A 21731-nucleotide genomic window follows, 5' to 3' on the forward strand; every position below is an offset into this window, starting at 1 on the left:
TGGGAGCGCTCAGGCATTGAGCGGAGGTAAATAGGGAAAGATGGTCGACGGTTTCGAAGTTACAGACTCCTTGCCGATGCCGAGGCGGACTGGCGCGTTGGCCGCGATGCTGAACATTACGTCGGCAACGTTATCCGTAAGAGAGCGGCCGTTCCATTCTCCAAACCCGAATGTCGCCTGCGTGCCCACCTCATAGGGTAGGATGTTTGGGAAGAAACGATGGGCGACCGCCAAACCGTAGCCCGAAGGGTCTTCCGAGGTTCCGTTGGCGGCCACGACCGCCGCGATGGCCTGGGCGGTCCGTAGACCGTAAGTTGCGAAATCGTCGGTCGGCCGTCCGGTGTTCAGCACATTGCCCAGATCCTCGTCGAATTGCGTGAACAGCGGGTGGATCATCGGCAGTCCTATGCGGTTGATCGGGCGCCAACCGCCCGCGTCGGTCGCTAAGGTCGCGACAGCCCACACTCCGAGGCGCTTGCTAGCGGCCCCGGTGAGCAGTTCGGCGTCGGGAACTTCGAGCACGATCGAGTAGACAGTGTGGCCGGCAAACAGATTTCGGGCCCTTGCCGGATCCCACTCAGCAAGGTTGGTGGCTGTGCCGTCCTGGAATGCATGGCCCATCGCGTGAAGGAGGTCAGGATCGATCCAAAACGGGTCCCCGGCCTTTCCTGCCCAGAGGCGAAGGCCATTCGCCGATGTCGCGCCTCGGTTGGTGACCCCATCGATGATCGCCACTCCAGGCGCGTTCGGATCGCCTGCATCCTTCCCGTCTATCCGGTGCAACAAAAAGCGTTGACTGCCATCCGCGTCCGCAGCATCGAACGTTACGCGAAAGGTGATCTCCTCGACCGCATCGCCGTTGAGATCGATCTTGAACTCGTACATTCCCTCCGGATGAAACCCAGGCACCGGAAGTTTACCAAAAATCGAGTGGCAGACATTAATCGCGAATACCGTGCCTGTCGTCCCACGAAAGGCGTACAGGTCAGTAATGTCGAGTCGGATGTCCTGGCGTGCAATCGGGGAATCAAGATGGTGGGACATAACGATCTCCAAATGAGTTCTGCCGGCCGGGCCAGGCAAGTTGACCTAGGGTTCAACAGTTCGCGCCCGGCTGATATTTCCAGCATGTCGCGCTCGCTCGGCGCAGTTTCCCCGGTCTCGGCTATCCCCCTGCCCTCACCGACAAAGGCAGCGGCCTGGAGAAGGCGCACACGGCACGTCTTCTCCAGGTTGGGTGCTCGCCCCATTACCCTTTCAGGAAGGACAAAATTTCCGGGTTGAACACGTCTGCATGGATGGTGAAGGCGCCGTGCGGATAGCCGGGGTAAAGCTTCAGCGTGCTGTTCTTGATCAGCTGGTGCTGAAGCACCGAAGCATCCTTGTAAGGAACCACTTGGTCGTCCTCTCCCTGCATGATCAGGGTCGGCACGGTAATCGCCTTCAGGTCGTCCGTTTGGTCGGTTTCGGAGAAGGCCTTTATGCCTTCGTACTGTGCGATTGCGCCACCCATCATACCCTGGCGCCACCAATTCTCGATTACACCCTGCGAGACCTTGGCGTTGGGCCGATTGTAGCCGTAGAACGGGCCGGAGGCGACATCGAGATAGAACTGCGACCGGTTGGCTGCCAGCGCCTTGCGGTAGCCATCGAACACCGTGATCGGCGTACCCCCAGGATTGGAGGCGGTCTTCAGCATCAGAGGCGGAACCGAACTGATCAGAACGGCCTTGGCAACGCGGCGCTGCGGCTCGCCAAATCTAGCTACATAGCGGGCAACCTCGCCGCCACCCGTCGAGTGGCCGATATGGATGACATCCCGCAGGTCAAGATGCTCTACCACGGCGGCGGCGTCTGCCGCATATTGGTCCATATCGTTGCCGGTGGACACCTGGGTCGAACGGCCATGGCCGCGACGGTCATGGGCGACGACTCGATATCCATTCGCCAGAAAGAATAGCATCTGGTTGTCCCAGTCGTCGGAAGAGAGCGGCCAGCCGTGATGGAAATGAATAGGTTGGGCGCTTTTGGGACCCCAGTCCTTGTAGAATATCTCCGTGCCGTCTCTGGTCCTGATAAATCCGCTGCTCATTAGATGCTGTCCTTTCGCGAGGTTGGCGTCCTCCGCGGACGCTGGAACGGGAAGCAAGGGCGTGGCCGCAAGGATCGCCATACCGGCCACCATCTCGCGGCGGTTGAATCTGAATGCCGGAGTGAGTGCTTGTACGTCCATGTCCATCGCCTCCAGGGGTTAAGCTCACGGTTGGAAACTAGTCAGGAAACGGCGGAGCCAGAATCGTACTAGTGGGTCGTTAGGCTGTATATGAGCACAATCAGAAGGGCTGGCTGGCCAGTTGGAATAGACTCTCGCGTGCCGTCAAAGCCTCTCCAGTCCAGGGAGACTGCACCTGTCGCCCGCGGGCAACGGTCTGAAAAAGGTTACTGCGGGTCGACGATCAAAGAGCTCTGACGGAAGGTAATGCGGATCGGCGCCGTCGGTGGCCGGAGCCTGCGACCTCACGGTTTGCTTAGACCGTTATCACCGAATGGCGTCCTAACTGTTTCGATGCGGCATCGCGACGGTAGCATTGTGCTCAAGGAACAGGGTCTTGCCGCGCTCTCTGCTTTGGAGGTTTCCCGCGCAATCGAGAGGGGACCGTCACAATCGGGTTGAACGCCAGGTCTTCGCAAGCCCCTGGCGGAATACCCTTCTATGTCACGAAACCGGCATGTCATTGAACAAGCGCGCGGGGGGCGGTCCCGGACAGACGTTTCGCTGACATTTCGTCGGGGCGGCGTTATCTTCGACATATTCGCATCGGCAACGCACCCATCAGGTCGAACTTGCGATACGGAATAGAGCCGGCTTCGCTAGTCGGGCTTACTGGGCGGGTAAACGACACATCCATGCTCGGTGACGACCGCACCAGCGGTGAGCGCCGCCCGGCTCATTTGCCCCAGGCCCATAATGTGACAAACTTCATGACCGCGTGAAATGAGATAGTCGGCTATTATGCGTCTATGACAACGCCACCAAACGGCCTCCGAACACATGACTGCCAATCTGTTTGTGAGGCCTCGTGAGATGAGCGTGTCAAGAGATGCTTGAAAAGCGGCTGATAGAGCATAGTCCGCATAGTTGTGAAAACTTCGATTTTGCCAGAGGGCATTGCGTTCGTCTGGCATCTCGATTTGCCGCTGTCGGCGGCCGCCCAAATCAGGGAAGTATTCGTAAGAAATACCGTGTTTCTCCAGAGCGATCGGGAGGATATCGACGTTGTACGCCGGATTGCTGCGCGACCGGGGAAACGCTCTTACATCGGCAATCAGGTCGATGGAGGCGTATTCCAGAATCGCCGCAAACTGGGGAAAAGAGCGCGTCGAATGCCCAATTGAATAAAACTCCACGGTCAGACCTTCCTGGAGAGCGCCCCCTCTTTGTGGGCTGCGACATGATCCGTCTTGTCACTCCTTATCTCATATTGCGGCTCTTTGTCCGAGGCGTGGTGAGTGTATCCCTTGAAGACGAAATCCTTCTGGTGAATTCGTATTATATTACCGCTCACAGGTCCCACTTCTGAGTTCCAGGTGACGCGATCGCCATAGCGATATTTGGGCATGCTTTACCTTTCCGACTTGGCGATTCCTCGCCATACTTAGCGCTGAACGCGTTCGTATGGTCCCCCCACCGCCCCAATGTTCGCCTCGGCCATGTTGAATCAGGTGTGGGCTCTGCTAAACTGGGCACTGTTGGTCGCCAGCTAGGCAGCCAGATCCGGGGCGACGGAAAGGACAACGCGACCTATCGTACGGCCATTCTCCAGAGCGTCGTGTGCCGCGCCGACGCCGCCGAACGAAACCACCCGGTCCACATGAGGGTATAACTCGCCGCGATCGACCATTCCGGCAACCCGTCGCAAAATGTCGGTCTGTCTCAGCCGGCGAACATGGTCGCCTGCGATCTGCGGCTGCCCTATGTTGACGAAGCGGACGTCGAGATTGTTCCATTCCGCCGCGTCGTTGCTTCCCCGGGGCCATGGCGAGACAACGGTGTTCACCAGCGTGCCGAACGGCGCGGCGTGGTCGAAACTTCGCGCAAAATTCTCGTGTCCCACGAAGTCGAAGACCGTGTCCGCGCCGGCCTTTCCGGTCCAGCGGCGCAAGGCGGCGGCAACGTCCTGCTCGCGATACTGGATCGCTAGTTCAGCACCAAGTGACAGCACAAAGCTGGCCTTTGCGTCGTTTGAAACCGTTGCCGCTATACGGGCGCCGAGCCTGCGCAGGTACTGTATAGCGATATGACCAAGACCTCCTGCGCCGCCATGCACCAGAGCGAAGCTACCCGGCGTGACCCCACCTTTATCGAATACCGCTTCCCACGCCGTGAGCGCCACCGTGGGCAACGCCGCCGCCTCGACAAAGCCTAGGCTGACGGGCTTTCGGGCGGCATAATGCCCATTGAGCACCTTGTATTCGGCGTAGCTGCCAAAATTGCCGGTATAGCCACCGTCATTATACCAGATCGCGTCTCCGGGACGTAGATGGGTTATTGCCGAACCGATCTCCTCGACAATCCCGGCACCGTCGATGCCGAGGATTGTGAACGAATCTTTTGGCCTACTTCCATATATCGCGCCGTTGCGGCGGTTCTGCACGTCGGCCGGGTTGATCCCTGCCGCCATCACGCGGACCAGGATGTCGGTATCGTTCGCAATGCGTGGCCGCGCGATCTCACGAGTTTCAAGGACCTCGGGGCCGCCCGCACGCGTCATGACAAGCGCCAGCATCGTCTCACACATCCGCCGCCCCTCCCATCGCATCGATCAGGCTCCGGACTTCAGCGGCATCGTCGAAGGCCGGTGCGAGAGCGCTGTTCCTCAAGTCCGCTGGGGAGCGTGGGCAACTTGGCGCCATGCTCTTCACCCGCTTGTTGCAGATGGTGGTGACGGGATGTTCGAGCAGGCGTTGGAGCGCCGGCACGTGTGTGATCGTCGCCCAGCCCTTGTAGGGATGCACTCCGATAATTCCGACAGAAATCGGATTTTCAGTCATGATCGTCCCTACGCGTTGGTGACTTGGAAGATCGTCCGGCGAAGCGTCATGCTCGCGAGGCGCCAACCGTAAGGGCCAAGCCTCCATAGCTCATGATAATGACCGTAGCCCTTAATCTGAGCAGGAAGACCGGCTGCCGCTCCAGGAAAGACAAGCACGTCCTCCATCGACCAAATGGCGGTAATCTCAGTTTGCGAGATCTGATTGATTTCGTCGTTGTGGAGCTGGTGGATCGAGTGCGAGCCCGCAATGTAGCTGCGGATGGCTTCCATATAGCTGTCACGATCATCGAAGCTTGCGATGAGTTCGCCTTCAGCGCTGAAAACCCGGACCTCGACTGTCGGTTCTAAAAGTGAGGCGAATTGCTCTAGATCCCGGGTATCGACAAAACGGCAGTACCGCGCCTTGGCTAGTCGGACCTGTTCGATGTCAGTCATTTCGGAATTCATTGCTATACTCCTTTCCAACGCATTTAACTCGTGGGAGGCCCGGGCTATCAGCTGTCGGATCGGCCGATCTTGTCGTGCGAAGGTACTGTCCGGCTGGTTCTGAGGCTTGGCTGATCCAGCTTGGTTGGGCATTGCGTGGCACGTCGCCGAATGCGTGGATGACCATCGTGGTCGAGCGCTCCCGTAAAATTGGGAAGTATGTCCCTTCCGGGGAGCGGAAGCTGTTGCGATGGCCTTTCCGCGACTGTCGATATCCGGTCTCTGCAACAGTCAAAGACGAAACGCAGCATGCCTTTGGAAAAGAACCTGCCCGAATTTTGTGTCACCGTTGCAGCACACAAGGCAAATAAACCACCGATACACTAAGGTTTGGTGCCGGGTTGTTGACAAGGAGAAAGCCATGCCCAGCGTGTATACAGTTCGAGCACTTTCCGTCGCACTCGAGGCGGCGAGGACGAAGGCGGTTGAAACGATCGCAGCAGATGGCAGACCGTTGTCCTCTTCAGTTCTGGCTGATCTCGCCACACTGCAAATCGCACTGACGGCAACACGCCAAACGCTCGAGGAGCATGGAACCCGGTTGGGTTGGAGTGGTGACGAGCAGGCACTAGATCAGGCGGTCATAGATCTTCGCTCAATCGAATAGCCGGATCGCGTTGCCGTTCGGCAATCCTTAGGGCCAACTGACGGCTCCGTGTTTCTTTTGCATTCCTGGAGCAGACAACCTTCGGGGATCTTCTCCCGGGGCACGCCCAACTCATCTTTCAGATCATAACCGCGACGCTTCAGTTCGTCGGTCCGCGATGACGGTTGGCGCCCCATCTGCGCGCGCTCGGGTCTCCCACGTCCTGGGCGGCGCGATTGCCCTTCATGGACTGGCGTCACCCCTCTCGAGACAAGCCGGCGACCGATGCCGGTGGTAAGCGCCTGAACGAGCCGAAGAGCCCCAGAAAGCCAGTGGCATTGTGGCGCCTGCCGTAGCCCTCAGCGGATGAGCAGCCCAGTTTCCTTCATGAGGCGGCCCGGCGTGTCGTTGGGGGCAAATCTCGGAACATACCGAGATCAGACAATCCGTCTCGCAAGGAAACGCGGAGGAGCACTCCGGCGTCCCTTTTGACCGCCCACGGGAGTGGCTCTTTCATGGTCGATCGAGTTTTCACAGGCGCACTGTAGCGCCGGGCGGGCGACGACCTTTAGTCGAGCAGTATCAGGTCAGCTGCATCATGCTCAGTATGCTGACCGGCTGGCGGCGTTCCGCACGCTGACTGCCGCGACGCTCCCGCTGGCCAATGAATTGCCCTTCGTTTCCGGGCATTGAGGAAGAAAACCCGGCATTTATATAAGACCGGCCGGCGTTCCGAGGCCAAGGTAGCGGGGATGGAGCTCGCATTGAGCTCGCTAACCAAAGGATCATCTCGATGACGACCACCAATGCCCTCCGTCTTCGCAGCGCACCACTCCACACCCCCTCCGATCTGGGCGAGAATGCAGTGTCGGATATCTCCGCCGCGCTCACCAGGCTACTGGCCGATACCTTCGTGCTATACCTGAAGACTAAGAACTTCCACTGGCACATGTCGGGGCCGCACTTCCGTGATTATCATCTATTGCTCGACGACCAAGGCGAGCAGATCTTCGCCATCACCGACGACATCGCCGAGCGCTGTCGTAAGATCGGCGGCACCACGCTTCGCTCTATTGGCCAGATCGCCAGGGAGCAGCGGATCTCCGACAATGACGCGACCTATGTGACGCCACACGACATGCTGGCCGAGCTTGCCCAGGATAACAGCACCTTCATAAGTCTCCTGCGCTCGGTCCACGCGGTCTGTGAGGAGCACGACGACGTCGCTACGACCAGCCTGATTGAGGTTTGGATCGACGAGGCCGAGCGCCGCACCTGGTTCCTCTTCGAAGCGGGGCGGACGGCGGACTAACCCCGGGCTTTGAACCGTCGGCGCGGAAACACGGTGCCGCGCCGATGGCAAACGGACGCCGCCTGCCCACTCCCGTTGCTCTCTCACAGGAACACGCCATGTACCCTTCACCGCTCCCACCCTTCACCGAACAGACTGCCACTAAAAAAGTGCGGTCGGCCGAAGATAGCTGGAACACCCGAGATCCGGGCCGAATCGCTCTCGCCTATTCGGTCGACAGCACGTGGCGCAATCGTGCCGAGTTTATAGTGGGCCGGGAAGCCATTGAAGCCTTCCTCACCCGAAAATGGAACAGGGAACTCGATTACCGGCTGACAAAGGAACTTTGGACGTTTGGTGGGAACCGCATCGCCGTGCGGTTCGCCTATGAATACCATGACGACAGCGGCCAATGGTTCAGGGCCTACGGCAACGAGAATTGGGAGTTCGATGCGGAAGGGCTGATGCGCCGCCGGATCGCCAGCATCAACGAACATCCGATCGCGGGGTCCGACCGCAAATTCCACTGGCCTCTGGGTCGCCGGCCCGACGACCATCCTGGTCTTAGTAGCTTCGGCTTCTGATCCGGCGAGTGATCGTCCGTGATCAGTGGAGCAAGCCCAGTGATACGCGACCACCACCTCTGACATCCTTTTAGCGGGCCGATCGCTCCGTCGGGAGATGTCGCAAGCAACTCGACAGCGTGCGGCTTCCTGACGGCGTCGGCCGGCAGATGAGTTCAAACAACAGGCAAATACATGAGTGGCAAGAAGTCTATCGAGCGTTATGACGAGCCTGCTGGCGGGTGGGGTGCGCTGAGGGCGCTTGGCGAGCATCTGATCGAGCAGGACGTTGCGATCAAGGGCGCCACGACGCTGCTGCGCATGAACCAGCCGCTCGGCTTTGATTGCCCCGGCTGCGCCTGGCCGGATCCGAAACACACCTCGTCCTTCGAGTTCTGTGAGAACGGCGGCAAGGCGGTCGCATGGGAGGCTACGGCGAAACGCTGCACGCCGGAATTCTTCGCTGCTCATACCGTCACCGAGCTCGGGACATGGAGCGACTACCAACTCGAAATGACCGGGCGGCTTACACATCCGATGGCCTACGACCAAGCTACCGATAGGTATCTGCCGGTGAGTTGGGACGAAGCCTTCGCCACCATCGGCCGGCACCTGAGCGCTCTTCCCGATCCAAACATGGCAGAGTTCTATACTTCAGGTCGCACCTCTAACGAGGCCGCCTTTCTCTACCAGCTTTTCGTGCGCGAATACGGCACAAACAACTTCCCTGACTGCTCTAACATGTGCCACGAAGCCACAAGCGTGGGACTGCCGCTATCCCTCGGCGTGGGCAAGGGCACGGTCCTGCTCGAGGATTTTGACAGGACCGACTGCATCTTCATCTTTGGCCAGAACCCGGGCACCAATAGCCCGCGAATGATGACCAGCCTGCGCGACGCGTCGCGGCGCGGTGCCGCGATCATCTCGTTCAACCCGTTCCGCGAGCGGTCGCTGGAACGTTTCCAGGCGCCACGGAACCCGATCGAGATGGCGACCCTGACATCCACCCCAATCAGTTCACGTTTGCATCAGGTGAAGGTCGGCGGAGACCTGGCCGTGTTGAAGGGATTGATGAAGGTGCTGGTCGAGGAGGACGAACGGCTGCGGAGCGAGCGCCAGATCGAGGCTCTCGACTGGGATTTCATTCATGGCCACACGGACGGCGTCGAGGCGCTCGTCGCAGACCTCAAGGCGACCAGGTGGGAGGACATCGAGCGCCGATCCGGTCTGTCGCGCGCTGCGATCGAGGAAGCCGCTTATGTCTACATGAAGGCAGAGAAGGCGATCGTCGTCTATGGCATGGGCATTACACAGCACCGTCACGGTGCGAAAAGTGTCCAGCAGCTTGCCAATTTGTGCCTGCTTAAGGGAAACATCGGAAAGGACGGCGCTGGCTTATGCCCGGTGCGCGGCCATTCTAACGTCCAAGGCGACCGCACCGTCGGCGTCACCGAAATCCCGGCTGCGGAATTCCTCAGCCGACTGGAGAAGCGCTTCGGCTTCAAGCCTCCCACCGCCCATGGGCACAACGTCGTGACCGCGCTGGAAGCGATGATCGAGGGCCGGGCGCGCGTCTTCATCAGCATGGGCGGCAACATCGTTGCAGCGATCCCCGACTGGCAGGTGACGCACGACGCTTTCCGCCGGCTGGCCCTCAGCGTCCATGTCTCGACCAAGCTGAACCGCAGTCACATTGTCCATGGCAGCGAGGCGCTGATCCTGCCTTGCCTCGGCCGCACCGAGATTGACCTTCAGGCAGCAGGTCCGCAATGCATCACGGTGGAAGACTCGATGTCGATGGTGCACGCGTCGACTGGCATGAACAAACCTGCTTCCGAGCACCTCAAGAGCGAGCCTGCGATCGTCGCCGGAATGGCACACGCCACGCTCGGGATACGCTCAGTGGTGGACTGGGAGATCTTCGTCGCAGACTACAACCTGATCCGTGACGCCATCGAAGACGTCTTTCCGATTTTTGATAGCTACAACACCCGCATCCGCCTAGCCGGCGGCTTTCATCTCACCTCCACGGCGCGCGAGCGCAACTGGATGACTGCTTCTGGCAAGGCCAGCTTTTTGCCGTTTGAGGGGTTCGGTGACGATTCGGACCTCGATGATGACGTGTTATGGCTCACTAGCGTGCGCAGTCATGACCAGTACAACACCACACTCTATTCGCTCTCAGACCGCTATCGCGGCGTGTTCGGCCAACGCGATGTCCTATTCATCAGCGCCGAGGAAATCGAGAAGCGCGGCTTCAAGCCTGACGAACGCGTCGACCTGGTGACTGTCTCGGACGATGGCATTGAACGGGTGGTGCGCAATTTCAAGCTGGTTGCACATGGATTCCCGGCCGGCTGTTGCGCGGCCTATTATCCCGAAACCAATCCCCTGGTGCCGCTTCAAGCGCACGACCCGATGAGCTTCACGCCCTCCTACAAAGGCATCCCAATTCGTATCATGCGGGCCTTCGTTCAAGTCGAGGCTGTCTGATCATGGACGCCGTCATGCTCGCCCGACTCCAGTTCGCCTTCACAATCGGCTTCCACATCTTGTGGCCGACGGTCACCATCGGGCTTGCGTGTTTCGTCGCGTTGCTGAGCGGCCTGTGGTGGCGCACCGGCCGCGAGGTGTATCGCGACCTGATGCGCTTCTGGCTCGCCATTTTCGCATTGGCCTTCGGCATGGGCGTCATCACCGGCCTCGTGCTCAGCTACGAGATCGGCACAAACTGGGCCGGCTTCTCGCGCTCGGTCTCTAATGTGCTCGGTCCGTTATTCATGTATGAGGCGCTGACTGCCTTCTTCCTTGAGGCTGGCTTCATCGGCATCGTGCTGTTCGGCCAAAACAGGGTCAGCAAGGGGCTGCATTTCTTCGCCTGCTGCATGGTAGCTGGCGGTACGCTAATGTCGGCCACCTGGGTCCTGGCCGCCAACAGCTGGATGCAGACGCCGCAGGGCGCAGTGGCCGATGCTCAAGGAATCTTCCATGTCGTCGATTGGTGGCAGGTGATATTCAATCCGTCCTTTACCTACCGGCTCGCCCACATGGTCTGCGCCAGTTTCATCACTGACTCCTTCTTGGTGGCCGGCGTCTCGGCCTTCCATCTCTGGCGAAGGCAGCATATCGAGGCCGGCCGTGTCGCCTTCTCGCTCGCCATGTGGATGGCGCTGGTGCTCACTCCGACGCAGATCCTGCTGGGCGACCTGCACGGACGCAACACGCTCGCCCATCAGCCGGTGAAACTCGCCGCCATGGAGGGGCTATGGGAAACCACAAACGGCCCGGCAATGACCGTGATTGCCTGGCCGAGCATGGAAAAGCAGCGCAATCTCTACGCGATCGAGATCCCGCACCTCGCCAGCCTCTATCTCACCCATTCCTGGAATGGCGAGGTGCAGGGCCTCAAGGCGGTGTCGCGCGCGGACCAACCTTATGTCCCGATCGTATTCTTCGCTTTCCGTATCATGGTCGGCATCGGCCTTATCCTGTTGGCCACCGCCGTCACCGGCGCGGTGCTCCGCTGGCGCCACAGACTCTATGACACTCGCTGGTTCCAGCTGATTGCCATCACCGCAACACCGCTCGGCTTCATCGCAGTACTCGCCGGCTGGACGACCACCGAGGCGGGGCGCCAGCCTTGGATTATCTACGGCCAGTTACGCACCGCCGATGCGGCAGCTCCGGTAGCCGCCAACGCCGTAGCCACGACGCTGGCAATCTTCTTTCTCGTCTACATGGTACTGCTGCTGGTGTTCCTCTGGTTCGCTGGACGTATCGCCCTTCGGGGCCCCCACGACATCAGTGTGTCCGACCCCCGCCTAGTCCGTCCCGGGCTCGACCGCGGAGGTTCGACGATCGTCGGAACGACCTCCGCTGTTGCCTCCAGGTCGGCCCCCCATCTCGCGTCGGGAGAATAAGCCATGTCCATGACCTTGGCAGCGAATCTCCCCGTGGTGTTTGCTGCGCTCGCCGCATTTTGTGTGACCATGTATGTGCTGGCCGACGGTTTTGATCTCGGTGTCGGCACACTGTTCCTGCTGGCGCCGCGTAACGAGGATCGCGATCTAATGATGGCGAGTATCGAGCCGGTTTGGGACGCCAACGAGACCTGGCTCGTCATGGGCGGCACGCTGCTGCTCGCCGCCTTTCCCGCAGGTTACTATGTTCTGCTGCCTGCTTTCTACCTGCCCGTTATGCTCATGCTCTTCGGCCTGATCTTCCGAGGGATAGCTTTCGAGTTTCGCCTGCAGACCGTTGCATTTCGGTGGGTCTGGGACATCGCCTTCGCGGGCGGGTCTCTGGTCGCAACGCTAAGCCAGGGTCTAATCCTCGGCGGTCTGATCAAGGGCGTGAAGATAGAGAACGGCATGTTCGCCGGCGGGATCTTTGATGTCGTCAGCCTGCTCGGCCTCGCCTGCGGTGCCGGATTGGTCGGCGGCTACGCGTTGCTCGGCGCCGGTTGGTTGATATGGAAAACCGATGGGCCGACGCAAGTGTTTGCCCGCGAGGTGGCCCATTCGGCCCTGATCCTTGCCGCCGGCATGATGCTCGTGGTCAGCGCATGGAGTTCCTGGAGCGTTCCCGAGGTCGCCGCACGCTGGTTCGCTTGGCCGAATATGGCCTTCCTCGTGCCCGTGCCGGTGCTTACCACCGCCCTGCTGTTGACCATCTGGCGACGCATCTGGATCGGGCGCGAGGCGGAGGTCTTCTTGCTGGCCATCATCATCTTTCTGCTAGGCTTAGTCGGCCTGGTCGTTAGCCTGTGGCCCTATGTGGTGCCGCGTCAAATCACCATCTGGAACGGCGTATCCGATCCTCAGACCCTGGTTTTCGCCGGTACCGGGCTGATCATCGTCATCCCTATCGTCCTCGCCTACCAGGCTCATGCCTATTGGGTATTTCGGGGCAAAACCCGCCATCGCTGAAGGTCGTGGTCACGTCGACTGCGCGGGGGCCAAATCCATCCCCTGAGCGACCGCTACTGCCGCCCATCGCTCCTCATGCTTGCTGGCGGCCGCGCCCGTGCAACCCCGACCGCAACGCCGTCGAACGCAGTTCTGTGCGTTGCCAACTACTCGCCGCTGTCAGTATCGATTGGTGAGACTTCGCAAGTGTATCCGTTGTTGGTTGCTGCTCTCTCGTGCACCTGAAATTGTCGCTTCGATAGCCGTCTAGACCATCCGTTCAGCAGCCTCACACTTGCGTGTACCGCCGGTAATACTCATTGGTTCAAACGACATACGTCGGGAGGATTCTTTCGGGTCGCTGCATGTGTAGGCTGCCCTTCACCGCGATCGTAGAACCGCCGAAGGGTCTCTAACATGAATAGCTCCACAGTTGGTGAACCGCCCAAGCCAACCTTAGGCCCGAGACCCCGTCTACCGGCTACCCTCGCGTTCGTAGCAGGTTTTGTGGACGCCTGCGGTTTCCTAGCGTTCGAAGGATTTTTCGTTGCCCAGGCGACGGGGAGCTTTGTTGTTGCGGGCTCTGAACTCGTGAATTCCAATGACAAGTACGGGCTAAAGGTACTCGCGATACCGGTGTTCCTGGTGTCCGGCATGGTCGCAACTTTCGTCGTACGCCTGGTCGCCCGCTTTGATCAGTTGGGCCTGACGATCATGCTAAGTGTCGAGGCAATGCTGCTAACTGTACTTGCAGCGACTTGGCTGTTCCGAGTACCGGATGAACTCAATGCGGAGATTGCGCTGCTCGGGCTCGCGGCAATGGGCGTGCAGGGCGCCACGACACGTTTGTTGCTGATCGGCTACGGTTCGACCAACGTCATGACAACCAATACCATCCAATTGTCTATCGATCTCGCAGACAGCATTTTGAACCGTTGCCTTCCAACGACTCTCCTCCCTACCACCATAATCATCGGCGGGTTTCTGGTCGGAGTGGCCGCAGGCGCCATCGTGTTTAAAGCGATTGGGTTGGGCGGTGTGATTATCCCTGCTGCAATCGTCTTCTTACTTGTCTTCGTCGCGAGAGAGGCTGGACAGCCGTAAGGACTGGCGTGTGCGAACGCCCCTGTTTTCCGTCGTTCAATAGCTGCAAGGGGAAATCCAACGCCCACATAAAGCATGCCTGCTCGGCGACGTGGCCATGCCGAGCATGTTTCCGATATAGCATTTTCAGATGAGTCCAGGGATGGTTGATGGCCCAGGCAACAACGAAGCTGGCGACGCGTGTCTGTCGACTGATAGGTCATTGCGCACGCAACCCACGACCGTTTTGCCGGAATAAGCGGTCTCGGCATTGGTGACGGACATCACTGCTCACAATGCGGGTCTCGAAAGGTCTTGTTGTGGACCTCTGTCGTAGCCGTTGTCCTCAAAACCTTGCATGAGCCCCTTAGGCGGATCACTGGGATTGCAAGTGCGAGGCCGGCGATTGCCGTGGGCTCCTCTTCAGCAAATGGTCTCTCGAGACCAACGTCAGCGATATCGGCAGGGCTCCCTACATCGATCCGCTTAGAACCTCCGGCTATTCCCAAAAAGGTGCCCAGGACATCGCTCGAAATCTCGCTCGTCGATACGGTATCTCGCAGGGGGGAACTACGAGATCTCCATGAGAGGCTCTTGCCGGGGAGGGGCAGCGACAAGGCCTGGCTTCGACGTGGACCGCGTGAATGTCCTGGGCTGATGCGATATTTATCTGGAAGGAGCCGCAGCGTCTTTTGAGAACGCGGTAGCGATTTCCATATTGCCGGGCGAAAGGTTATCCGGTTGACGTCGCCGGCGGCCGCTAGGCTGGAAGCCAAGAGGAATCCTGCGCGAGCCCCTTCGAGAGCGGAATGCTCGGCCTGGGTGTGTCAGGCAAACCGTTCATTCTGGAAAGCAGCGGTTTCAAATGCAATACATTCTGGCTCTCAGGGTCTACTTAGGATGGGAAGTCTACTCTCAAGTCGGAGCGACAAATGGCCCACCTGGATCAGTATCGTGCAAATGAGCACGAAAGCCCCTTCATCTGGCTTGAAGACTGCGATCTTAAGGTTGCCGTGCGTTCCATTGTCGAGGCTTGGGCCGCCAGGTTCGAGCTCACCACCGGACGAACGGAGAGCAATTTTTCTCCTAATGATTTCGGTGTGCTCGAACCGTATCTGGCGGAAGCGATCTTGATCGAGCACGGTGCCGATTTCGTCTTTTCGAAGTGGGGTGCGGCGTTGGACATAGTTTGCGGTGGCGCGCGTCTCGCAGACCGATTGTCGGCTCTCCCCCAGCCCAGCCGCAGCCACCTCCGTCGCGTCTGCGTTCGCGCCGCGGCAACAAGGATGCCAGCAATCAGCAGGGCACCTGGGCACTCGATGGAGAAATCTGGCGGTGCGCGATCATGGCTCTGCCGACGCGCGGCGACGATTTTTCGGTAAAACGGTTACTTGTCGCGCTGCTGTACGCGCCTTACCCCTTCGTCGCCGATGGGAACATTCCAGAAGGCTTTGGCTGGCCACCATCGGTCCCGCGGGGAAGCGTGCACGTTTTGGCAAATGGCCTGCCAGTATTGCCGCGCCGGACCTCTCCGCTTAGGGGAATTGCGTTGGCACTCCGTCGGCTTCTGAGCGCAAATGCGATGCGATGAAAAAGTTGTACTGCCCTCCTCTAAGCGCTCGCAAAAACTTCGGGACGGAATGGAAGCCTTGATGGCGACACCTCCTTGATCGGTGAATAGCCGTTTTGTAAGCGAACGCTTGGAGGGCTTTCGCAGTCTCAACTTCAGAAAGCAGATCGGCCGAACGGCGCCGCCGAGGTCATTACTTTAGGCGAGCAATGAGTCCACGGTCTTCCACCTCGCGCTTGTCCCGTGCAGGTGTCCCGCTGTGGGTAGGAGCATTTGACGGGCGATCGGCCGGAAGCCTCAAGCATCCAGGCGGTTGGACAGGCGCCAGCGGCCGGGCGTGGTGCCGGCAAAGCGCTTGAAGACCGTAGTGAAATGTGCCTGGGTCTGGAAGCCCACGTCGAACGCGATTTCGACGAGCGTGTCATTGGTCTTGATCAGCATGTCCTTGGCCCGCTCTATGCGGCGACGCAGGATATATTCGTGAGGACGTAGACTGGTCGCTATCCTGAATTGCGCGGCGAAATACATGCGGCTAAGGCCTGCTGCCCGAGCGAGATCCGCCAGCGAAATGGCTTCACCGATATGCTCATCAACATAAGCCGTCACCCGCTTCAGCCTCCATTTGGGCAATGCGCCGTTGTTGGCCTCCTGCTGGGCCGCGGACAGCGGTCGCAGCCAGAGCCAGCGAGCTAGGACGGCGTGGAGAATGGCGTCTCCGTGGACGCCGTCATCTTCGCGCCTGACAGCCTCCTCAAGTTGAGAAAGTAGCCGTTCAATAACCGGATCGAACGGCATACCGTCTGATGCCACCGATCTGGTGAAACCTGCGCCATCGGTGGCACAGCCCGAGCGCCTCGCCGAGATTGACAACACCACATCCACGTACGGAACGTCGTTACTGGAAGTCGAGCCCGCCGCCTGCGGCAACATGCTCGGCCTGGCCGTCACCGCTGCCGTCGTGGGTTGGAGCCGGTTAACCTCCCGCACCGCGTTCGGTACCAGCAGACCAACAGGAGCCATCGGTCCCGGAAAATTTGCAAGCGGTTGAATAGCCATTTGCCTGGGCCTTTCATGAAACCTGTGTTTCCTGAGGGTCCCAGGCGGCGGTCGAAGCTTGGCTTGAGGCGGCGGCGGAACCAATAGACCACTGGCTATCGCGCTTGCTCCGAACCCATCCGGGATTACCTCGGCGAGTACGGGCCCAGATTATTTGGCCAAGCAAAACGCTCAACTCTACCGGCGTTCGCCAGGCTAAATCGTATATTCAAACCTCCACTACCTAGATACAATCGCAACGATATCCGTACAGGATCACCGGTCTTAAGACCTACACCCTCTTCCGGGACCATCGGCGCACTCTTTCCCAATGTGCTCCGCTTCGCTGGCACTCGGACCGACGCCCCACGCTCCTGGGTTTTGGGCACGCTTATGGGCTCTGCCGGGGACGCGGCCCCATACGCCTACCGACTGCCCTCACGAACAGTGTCGGAGCAGGTTGGCGACCAAGCAGCCGCCCTGATGGATTACGAGGCCGATGTGCGCCGCCGACAGTGAGGCGCCTTATTCGAATCGACGCTGAACCAAGTTCATGCCACCTACGTCCAGCAAGTCGTAGGCGGGATTCATTTTGCTCCGATGTGCCTAAGTATCAAAATTGATCCACGAGGTGAGAGACAAGCGGAGTAAACAGATTCAGAAGCCGCACAATCGTGCAGATAGGCAAAGCTCGTGCCTATCTAAAATACAGCAGCCGGGAAGATGCTAATCTGAGTATTCCAACGTGATCATCGTTGGGGTATTGTCAAACTCAAGAGGATTTTCCCATGAACATCAAATCTATCTGTATCTGTGCAACATTTATGCTTTCGATTTGCGGTCAGGCTCTGGCCGGCATTCTGGATGAACCAGACACTATGACAGCGTTCTTCACCGATTCTAGCATGAAAACTATGAAGCCCCGGGAGGAGTTTGAGCGCGTCTTCCTCTCAATGCCAGTCGAAAAGCAGGCAAAGATGAAGGGTGAATGCGCAGGTGAGGTAATGCAGCCATTCACCGCCTTTTGCGCGAACGTGAATACCCTGGGCGGCCAGCATTAAGTCTGCGTCCATCACCGAGTGAATGGCGCGGCCGATTGGCCCGCCATTGTCTCGAGATGGCGCCCGCTATCCTCTCAGCATGACGATGACAGGTTTTTCCGACCGGCTTTGTCGTACTCCCGTATGAAAATTGTCTCTGACCCAAGTGATCCCACTTTTATGGCGATGGCCCGCCCCAACTCGGCAGAGCGCCGCCTGCGCGCCGCTTTTGGAGCGCTGTCGCTATCTGGAGCTCAGTAAACCCGGCCAGTTACGCAGCGAAACCGCCGAGAAGTTAGCTGCGCTTCTTAGCCCAGCCGTCCCGCATGCAAAGCGACAAAACGCAAAAGAAGGCCCTACCAGCCGACAGCGATGGGAGACTGAAGATGATGGGCAGGAATACGAACTTGATTGCCGGGCGTAGAGGCCGGAAATACCTAAATGCCGCGAGCCGAAACAAAAAAACTCGAGGAGGTTTTCCCGCGATACCGTGGATTAGGCAGATATCGATCGCTCAAAGTAGCAGTTAGTGTTGCGGAGATTTTGCGATATCGAATTTCCACCAAGAACATGCTCATCTCTAGGCGCAGAGAAAAAGGCAGGAACCACCATTTTCGTATCGGTTGCCCAAGTTGCGAATTTGCGGCCCCCTTTTCCGGTCACCACGATGTATGACGTACTCGGCACTGCCAGGCTGACGGCTGGTTACGCGCCTCGTCAGCCTGACCTTCATGGTCCAGGGGATCACCGAGGCAAAGTCAGGCTCGCCAGTTGCTGAAATGGGCGAGCTGCTCAGCGTCGGCTTGACAATCGTCATTCCTCGAAACGGCACTTGGCGATGACGGAATCGGTCTCGGCTTCTTGCCGTTCGAGTTGGCCGCTCCCCACATCGCGAGCGGAAGGCTGGCTGAGGTCCTAGCCGAATGGTGCCCGTCCTACGAGGGCTACCACCTGTATTATCCCAGCCGGAAGCAGAACTCTCCGGCGTTTTCCGCCTTCGTTGAAGAGATGCGGTATAGCGAGTCACACGGGCAGAGGGCGCACCCGCCCGCCTTAGGCGGCCGAGATCACACAGATGGACGACAAACTAACGGACCGGGCAGCAGGGGTGACTCGTTGCCTTTCTGCGTCTTGAATTGAGCGACCGTAAGCAGCCTTGAACGTCTGCTTCGGGGTAATCGCGAAAGGCCTCGCGTTGACCGAAAGTGGGCGCGAAGCTGCCAATCGGTTGAAGGATAAATGCGGTCAGCGAGTGGCTACATCAGCTTCTTGAATCAATTTGGGCGAACCGCTTCGTAACCCATTGACGAACAACAGTTATGTTACTCGCGGAGGGACAGGACTTTCAATAGAAAATCAAGGATTTAGCGCCCGGTTCGCCAACCCATATCCGTCATATGTTCTCGTGTGGTCTGCTGAACCCATAAACCGAGAGGAGGAATGGACCCTCCTCTCGGAGGCAACACGGCTCACGCGCGTTGAACGGCAACCCCGCATTCTGAACGAATCCGGGGACGGCCCGTTAGGTGTAACGCGGGACTAGCCACGCTCGGCGAGAAAATCCCGCCTCGCCGCGTCTCGCGCCAGCGCCGCAACGAATCGTTTCACCAGTTCATCCTTGTGAGGGCCGGCCAAATCGAGGATGGTTTCCACCTCGACGCCATCGGCCGTGAAGAATCGAACTGGTGGTTCTTTTTTCTTTCGCGCCATAGTGAGCCCACCGACTGCGTTGGAATAAAACCACCCTCGTACAAAGGCAATACGAAACCGAAAAAGGACGCAGCAGGTACAAGGCATTCACATATTCCCGTCGCGAATCTCCGCCACCCTGCCGCTGCTTCTTCAAGCGCTATCCGGCAATCGTCGGCATTCAACTCATCCCTGCAGGACGAAATATCCGGAGCAAACCGTCCTGTTAGCACGCCGCTGCACGCCTTCGCCGCCCGCGTGTGTCGCAGGCATTCCGGCGTTGAGATGGATGCGCTAAGGATCGTTGCAAGCGAGCTAACCGATCGTCACGCGCAAGATGCGGGTGCGTTGGCCAAAAGACAGGACGGAACGGAGATGTTGCGATGCAGTAACCAGGAGACCTTCGACGCCGCGGGGTAGCCCCACGCCGGGACAATGGCGCGCGATGTCGGAGTGAAGCCGCGTAGGCCAATCCTCGAACGGACAGGGGTTGGTAGCGCTCTCCCGCTACCACCTCACACCCACTATCGTCTCTGACGGCCGCACCGTAGCGGCCGCCTAATGGGGTGGGCTTTCCAGTGTACCGCGCGGTAGGGAACGCTGCTCCGCCAATAAGGGCGGCGAGCTTGCCCTTGACCTCGATTTCGAAGCCTTTGCGTGCAGGTTTTGGGTGCACCGTAACGCTATGAACAAGCTCTCGGAAGTTTTGTATGAGTGGACCACGATCATCTGCAGCAGTCGCGTGGTCGGCCAACGCCTTTGAAAGGCCATCGACGGTTTTGGTATACCGCTGCAAGGTGGCTGGGTGGAGAGCCACGGCTGATGGTGGCTCATTGAGACTAAAGAGTTCCGCCTCGATCAGAGAAAGCTGTGACTTGAGTTCTGCGATCCGCTGCTTGGCATCCTCTTCAGCAATCACGCCCCTGATCACAAGGTCGATCGCCCGCTGAAGTTCGCCTTTTGCCCGATCGCGCTTGCCTTCTAGCGCTGAGCGCATCGAGTTCGACCGTGCCGCCAATTCTCGGCGCTCCTGGTTATATTTGCGGATGTATACCTCGATCAGGTCCGGCGCTTTCAGCTGCTCGCGCATGCCATCGAGGACTGCCCTTTCGATCTCGGGCAGGTAAATAACGCGCCGGTTGGAGCAGCTCCCGCTTTCACGAACGGCGGAGCACCTGATACGCGTTTTGCCCGTCTTGTCACGATCGTGAACCGACATACCCGATCCGCAGATGCCGCAGCGAAGTAGGCCGGATAATAGGTGCGCCGGGCGACGCTTGAAATGAGAGGATGCGTTCACCCTCGCGACTTTGAGTGCCTGTGCCTTTTGCCAAACGTCGTCGTCGACAATGCGAAGATGCGGAACCTCTTTCGTCTGCCACTGGTCCTTCGGATTTGGCCTGGAGACGCGCTTGCCAGTATCGGGGTTCTTCACCATTCGGACCTTGTTCCAAATGATCCGACCAACGTAGAGTTCGTTAAAGAGCAGACCCGCCCCGCGTTGGGCATTTCCGTTGATGGTGGAGCCGTTCCAGCGTGTTCCTCGCGGCGGCGCTATTCCATCGCGGTTGAGATCACCAGCTAGGTCTCGGGGGGTTCGACCGGCAGAGTAGGCGTCAAAAATGCGCCGGACAACTTCTGCCTCCCGTTCGACGATTTCAAGTTCGCCAGGGCGACCTAAGATAGGTCGATAGCCATAGGCCCGGCCTCCGGCGTGACGTCCATCACGGACAACGCCAGCCATGCCCCTCCGCACCTTCTTGGCGCCATCTTCCCTCTGCATTTGACCTACCAGCCCACGAATACCGATGAGGACCGCATCGGCGATACCATCATGAACCGCCTGGATTTCGATACCGAGAAAAGAGAGCCGCTTATGAAGACCTGCGAGATCCGCCATATCGCGTGATAGCCGGTCAAGCGCTTCGACCACTATCGCATCAAACGATTTTTGGCCTGCCGCCTCCAGCAAAGTCAGGAGCCCGGCGCGACCGAACAACGACGCTCCGGAGCGCGCCTTATCCTCATAGACTGCAACGACATCTAGACCATTGCGAGCTGCATAAGCGCGGCAAAGGGCAATTTGGTCTTCGGTGGACTTTTCGTTTTGAAGCTCGGTCGAAAAACGAGCGTAGATAGCGGCTCGCGTCATATCTTGGGAGCCTTCTGGACGTGATCCGAATCAATTTCAAAACTTCGGTCAATCGATGAGCCGATAGCGACGACATGATCGCGCCTGGCATCAGCGATGGCAAGCGCTTCGACGAACTCAAGCATGGCTTTGCGAAGCTCTTCCGGCGCTACCGCAGCGGCGGTCTCGATGAGGGAAGAACCATTGCCTGTGTCTGGTGCCGGCTTCACAAGAGCTAGCATCGCGATGACCCGCGGCGAGCAAAGAGGCGCGTCCTATCAATCGTGCAATTGGGA

The 21731-nt window shown here is 58.9% G+C and carries 20 protein-coding genes; 9 read left to right on the forward strand and 11 right to left on the reverse strand.

What is annotated here, in order from left to right:
- Positions 1-9: 9 nt before the first annotated feature.
- From LB569_RS20610 to LB569_RS20640, 7 genes are all read right to left on the reverse strand, one after another.
- Positions 10-1044 (reverse strand): DUF4331 family protein, encoded by a 1035-nt coding sequence (locus tag LB569_RS20610; protein ID WP_224542543.1) that lies wholly within the window; start codon positions 1042-1044, stop codon positions 10-12.
- Positions 1045-1249: 205 nt separating this feature from the next.
- Positions 1250-2092: an alpha/beta fold hydrolase gene (locus LB569_RS20615; RefSeq protein ID WP_224542603.1), complete on the reverse strand. Its 843-nt coding sequence runs from the start codon at positions 2090-2092 to the stop codon at positions 1250-1252.
- 779 nt (positions 2093-2871) lie between these two features.
- Complete coding sequence (locus LB569_RS20620; RefSeq protein WP_318012866.1) at positions 2872-3408, reverse strand: DUF488 domain-containing protein; 537 nt, start codon at positions 3406-3408, stop codon at positions 2872-2874.
- Between the two features lie 2 nt (positions 3409-3410).
- Positions 3411-3620 carry a DUF2945 domain-containing protein gene (locus tag LB569_RS20625; protein WP_224542544.1) on the reverse strand — a complete coding sequence of 70 codons (210 nt, stop codon included), beginning with the start codon at positions 3618-3620 and terminating at the stop codon, positions 3411-3413.
- 141 nt (positions 3621-3761) lie between these two features.
- On the reverse strand, positions 3762-4799 hold the full coding sequence (locus LB569_RS20630; RefSeq protein WP_224559529.1) for a zinc-binding dehydrogenase: 1038 nt from the start codon (positions 4797-4799) through the stop codon (positions 3762-3764).
- A complete protein-coding gene (locus tag LB569_RS20635; RefSeq protein WP_224542546.1) occupies positions 4792-5052 on the reverse strand; it encodes a hypothetical protein in 261 nt (86 codons plus the stop codon). Before LB569_RS20635 ends, LB569_RS20630 begins: the two co-directional genes overlap by 8 nt.
- An 8-nt stretch (positions 5053-5060) precedes the next feature.
- Entirely contained in the window at positions 5061-5501 is a 441-nt protein-coding gene (locus LB569_RS20640; RefSeq protein WP_224542547.1) for a nuclear transport factor 2 family protein, read from the reverse strand.
- 1418 nt (positions 5502-6919) lie between these two features.
- On the opposite strand from LB569_RS20640, the gene LB569_RS20645 reads away from it, so the two are divergent.
- The 7 genes from LB569_RS20645 to LB569_RS20675 all read left to right on the forward strand — a co-directional run bounded on the left by LB569_RS20645 (position 6920) and on the right by LB569_RS20675 (position 15352).
- Positions 6920-7438: a Dps family protein gene (locus LB569_RS20645; protein ID WP_224542548.1), complete on the forward strand. Its 519-nt coding sequence runs from the start codon at positions 6920-6922 to the stop codon at positions 7436-7438.
- 98 nt (positions 7439-7536) lie between these two features.
- Complete coding sequence (locus tag LB569_RS20650) at positions 7537-8001, forward strand: DUF1348 family protein (RefSeq protein ID WP_224542549.1); 465 nt, start codon at positions 7537-7539, stop codon at positions 7999-8001.
- Between the two features lie 174 nt (positions 8002-8175).
- Positions 8176-10473: an FdhF/YdeP family oxidoreductase gene (locus LB569_RS20655; RefSeq protein ID WP_224559531.1), complete on the forward strand. Its 2298-nt coding sequence runs from the start codon at positions 8176-8178 to the stop codon at positions 10471-10473.
- Between the two features lie 2 nt (positions 10474-10475).
- Complete coding sequence (locus LB569_RS20660) at positions 10476-11900, forward strand: cytochrome ubiquinol oxidase subunit I (RefSeq protein WP_224693883.1); 1425 nt, start codon at positions 10476-10478, stop codon at positions 11898-11900.
- Positions 11901-11903: 3 nt separating this feature from the next.
- A complete protein-coding gene (gene cydB / locus LB569_RS20665; protein ID WP_224693884.1) occupies positions 11904-12908 on the forward strand; it encodes a cytochrome d ubiquinol oxidase subunit II in 1005 nt (334 codons plus the stop codon).
- Between the two features lie 396 nt (positions 12909-13304).
- Positions 13305-13991 carry a YoaK family protein gene (locus LB569_RS20670; protein ID WP_224542553.1) on the forward strand — a complete coding sequence of 229 codons (687 nt, stop codon included), beginning with the start codon at positions 13305-13307 and terminating at the stop codon, positions 13989-13991.
- A 911-nt stretch (positions 13992-14902) separates the two neighbouring features.
- Positions 14903-15352 carry a hypothetical protein gene (locus LB569_RS20675; RefSeq protein ID WP_224693885.1) on the forward strand — a complete coding sequence of 150 codons (450 nt, stop codon included), beginning with the start codon at positions 14903-14905 and terminating at the stop codon, positions 15350-15352.
- 485 nt (positions 15353-15837) lie between these two features.
- On the opposite strand, the gene LB569_RS20680 is transcribed toward LB569_RS20675, so the two are convergent.
- Complete coding sequence (locus tag LB569_RS20680; RefSeq protein ID WP_224542555.1) at positions 15838-16596, reverse strand: helix-turn-helix domain-containing protein; 759 nt, start codon at positions 16594-16596, stop codon at positions 15838-15840.
- 767 nt (positions 16597-17363) lie between these two features.
- Here LB569_RS20680 and LB569_RS20685 point away from each other — a divergent pair.
- Complete coding sequence (locus tag LB569_RS20685) at positions 17364-17636, forward strand: hypothetical protein (RefSeq protein ID WP_224542556.1); 273 nt, start codon at positions 17364-17366, stop codon at positions 17634-17636.
- A gap of 825 nt (positions 17637-18461) precedes the next feature.
- Positions 18462-18755, forward strand: a complete 294-nt coding sequence (locus LB569_RS20690; RefSeq protein ID WP_224542605.1) for a LysR substrate-binding domain-containing protein — start codon at positions 18462-18464, stop codon at positions 18753-18755.
- Positions 18756-19154: 399 nt separating this feature from the next.
- Here the strand turns inward: LB569_RS20690 and LB569_RS20695 are convergent, their stop codons facing one another.
- The 3 genes from LB569_RS20695 to LB569_RS20705 all read right to left on the reverse strand — a co-directional run bounded on the left by LB569_RS20695 (position 19155) and on the right by LB569_RS20705 (position 21677).
- Positions 19155-19325 carry a hypothetical protein gene (locus tag LB569_RS20695; RefSeq protein ID WP_224693886.1) on the reverse strand — a complete coding sequence of 57 codons (171 nt, stop codon included), beginning with the start codon at positions 19323-19325 and terminating at the stop codon, positions 19155-19157.
- 205 nt (positions 19326-19530) lie between these two features.
- Positions 19531-21456: a recombinase family protein gene (locus LB569_RS20700; protein ID WP_224693887.1), complete on the reverse strand. Its 1926-nt coding sequence runs from the start codon at positions 21454-21456 to the stop codon at positions 19531-19533.
- Complete coding sequence (locus LB569_RS20705; RefSeq protein ID WP_224693888.1) at positions 21453-21677, reverse strand: hypothetical protein; 225 nt, start codon at positions 21675-21677, stop codon at positions 21453-21455. The genes LB569_RS20700 and LB569_RS20705 overlap by 4 nt, the downstream gene beginning before the upstream one ends.
- Positions 21678-21731 lie beyond the last annotated feature (54 nt).

The organism is Mesorhizobium sp. BH1-1-4 (assembly GCF_020165665.1).
In the GTDB taxonomy this organism is placed as follows: Bacteria; Pseudomonadota; Alphaproteobacteria; order Rhizobiales; family Rhizobiaceae; genus Mesorhizobium.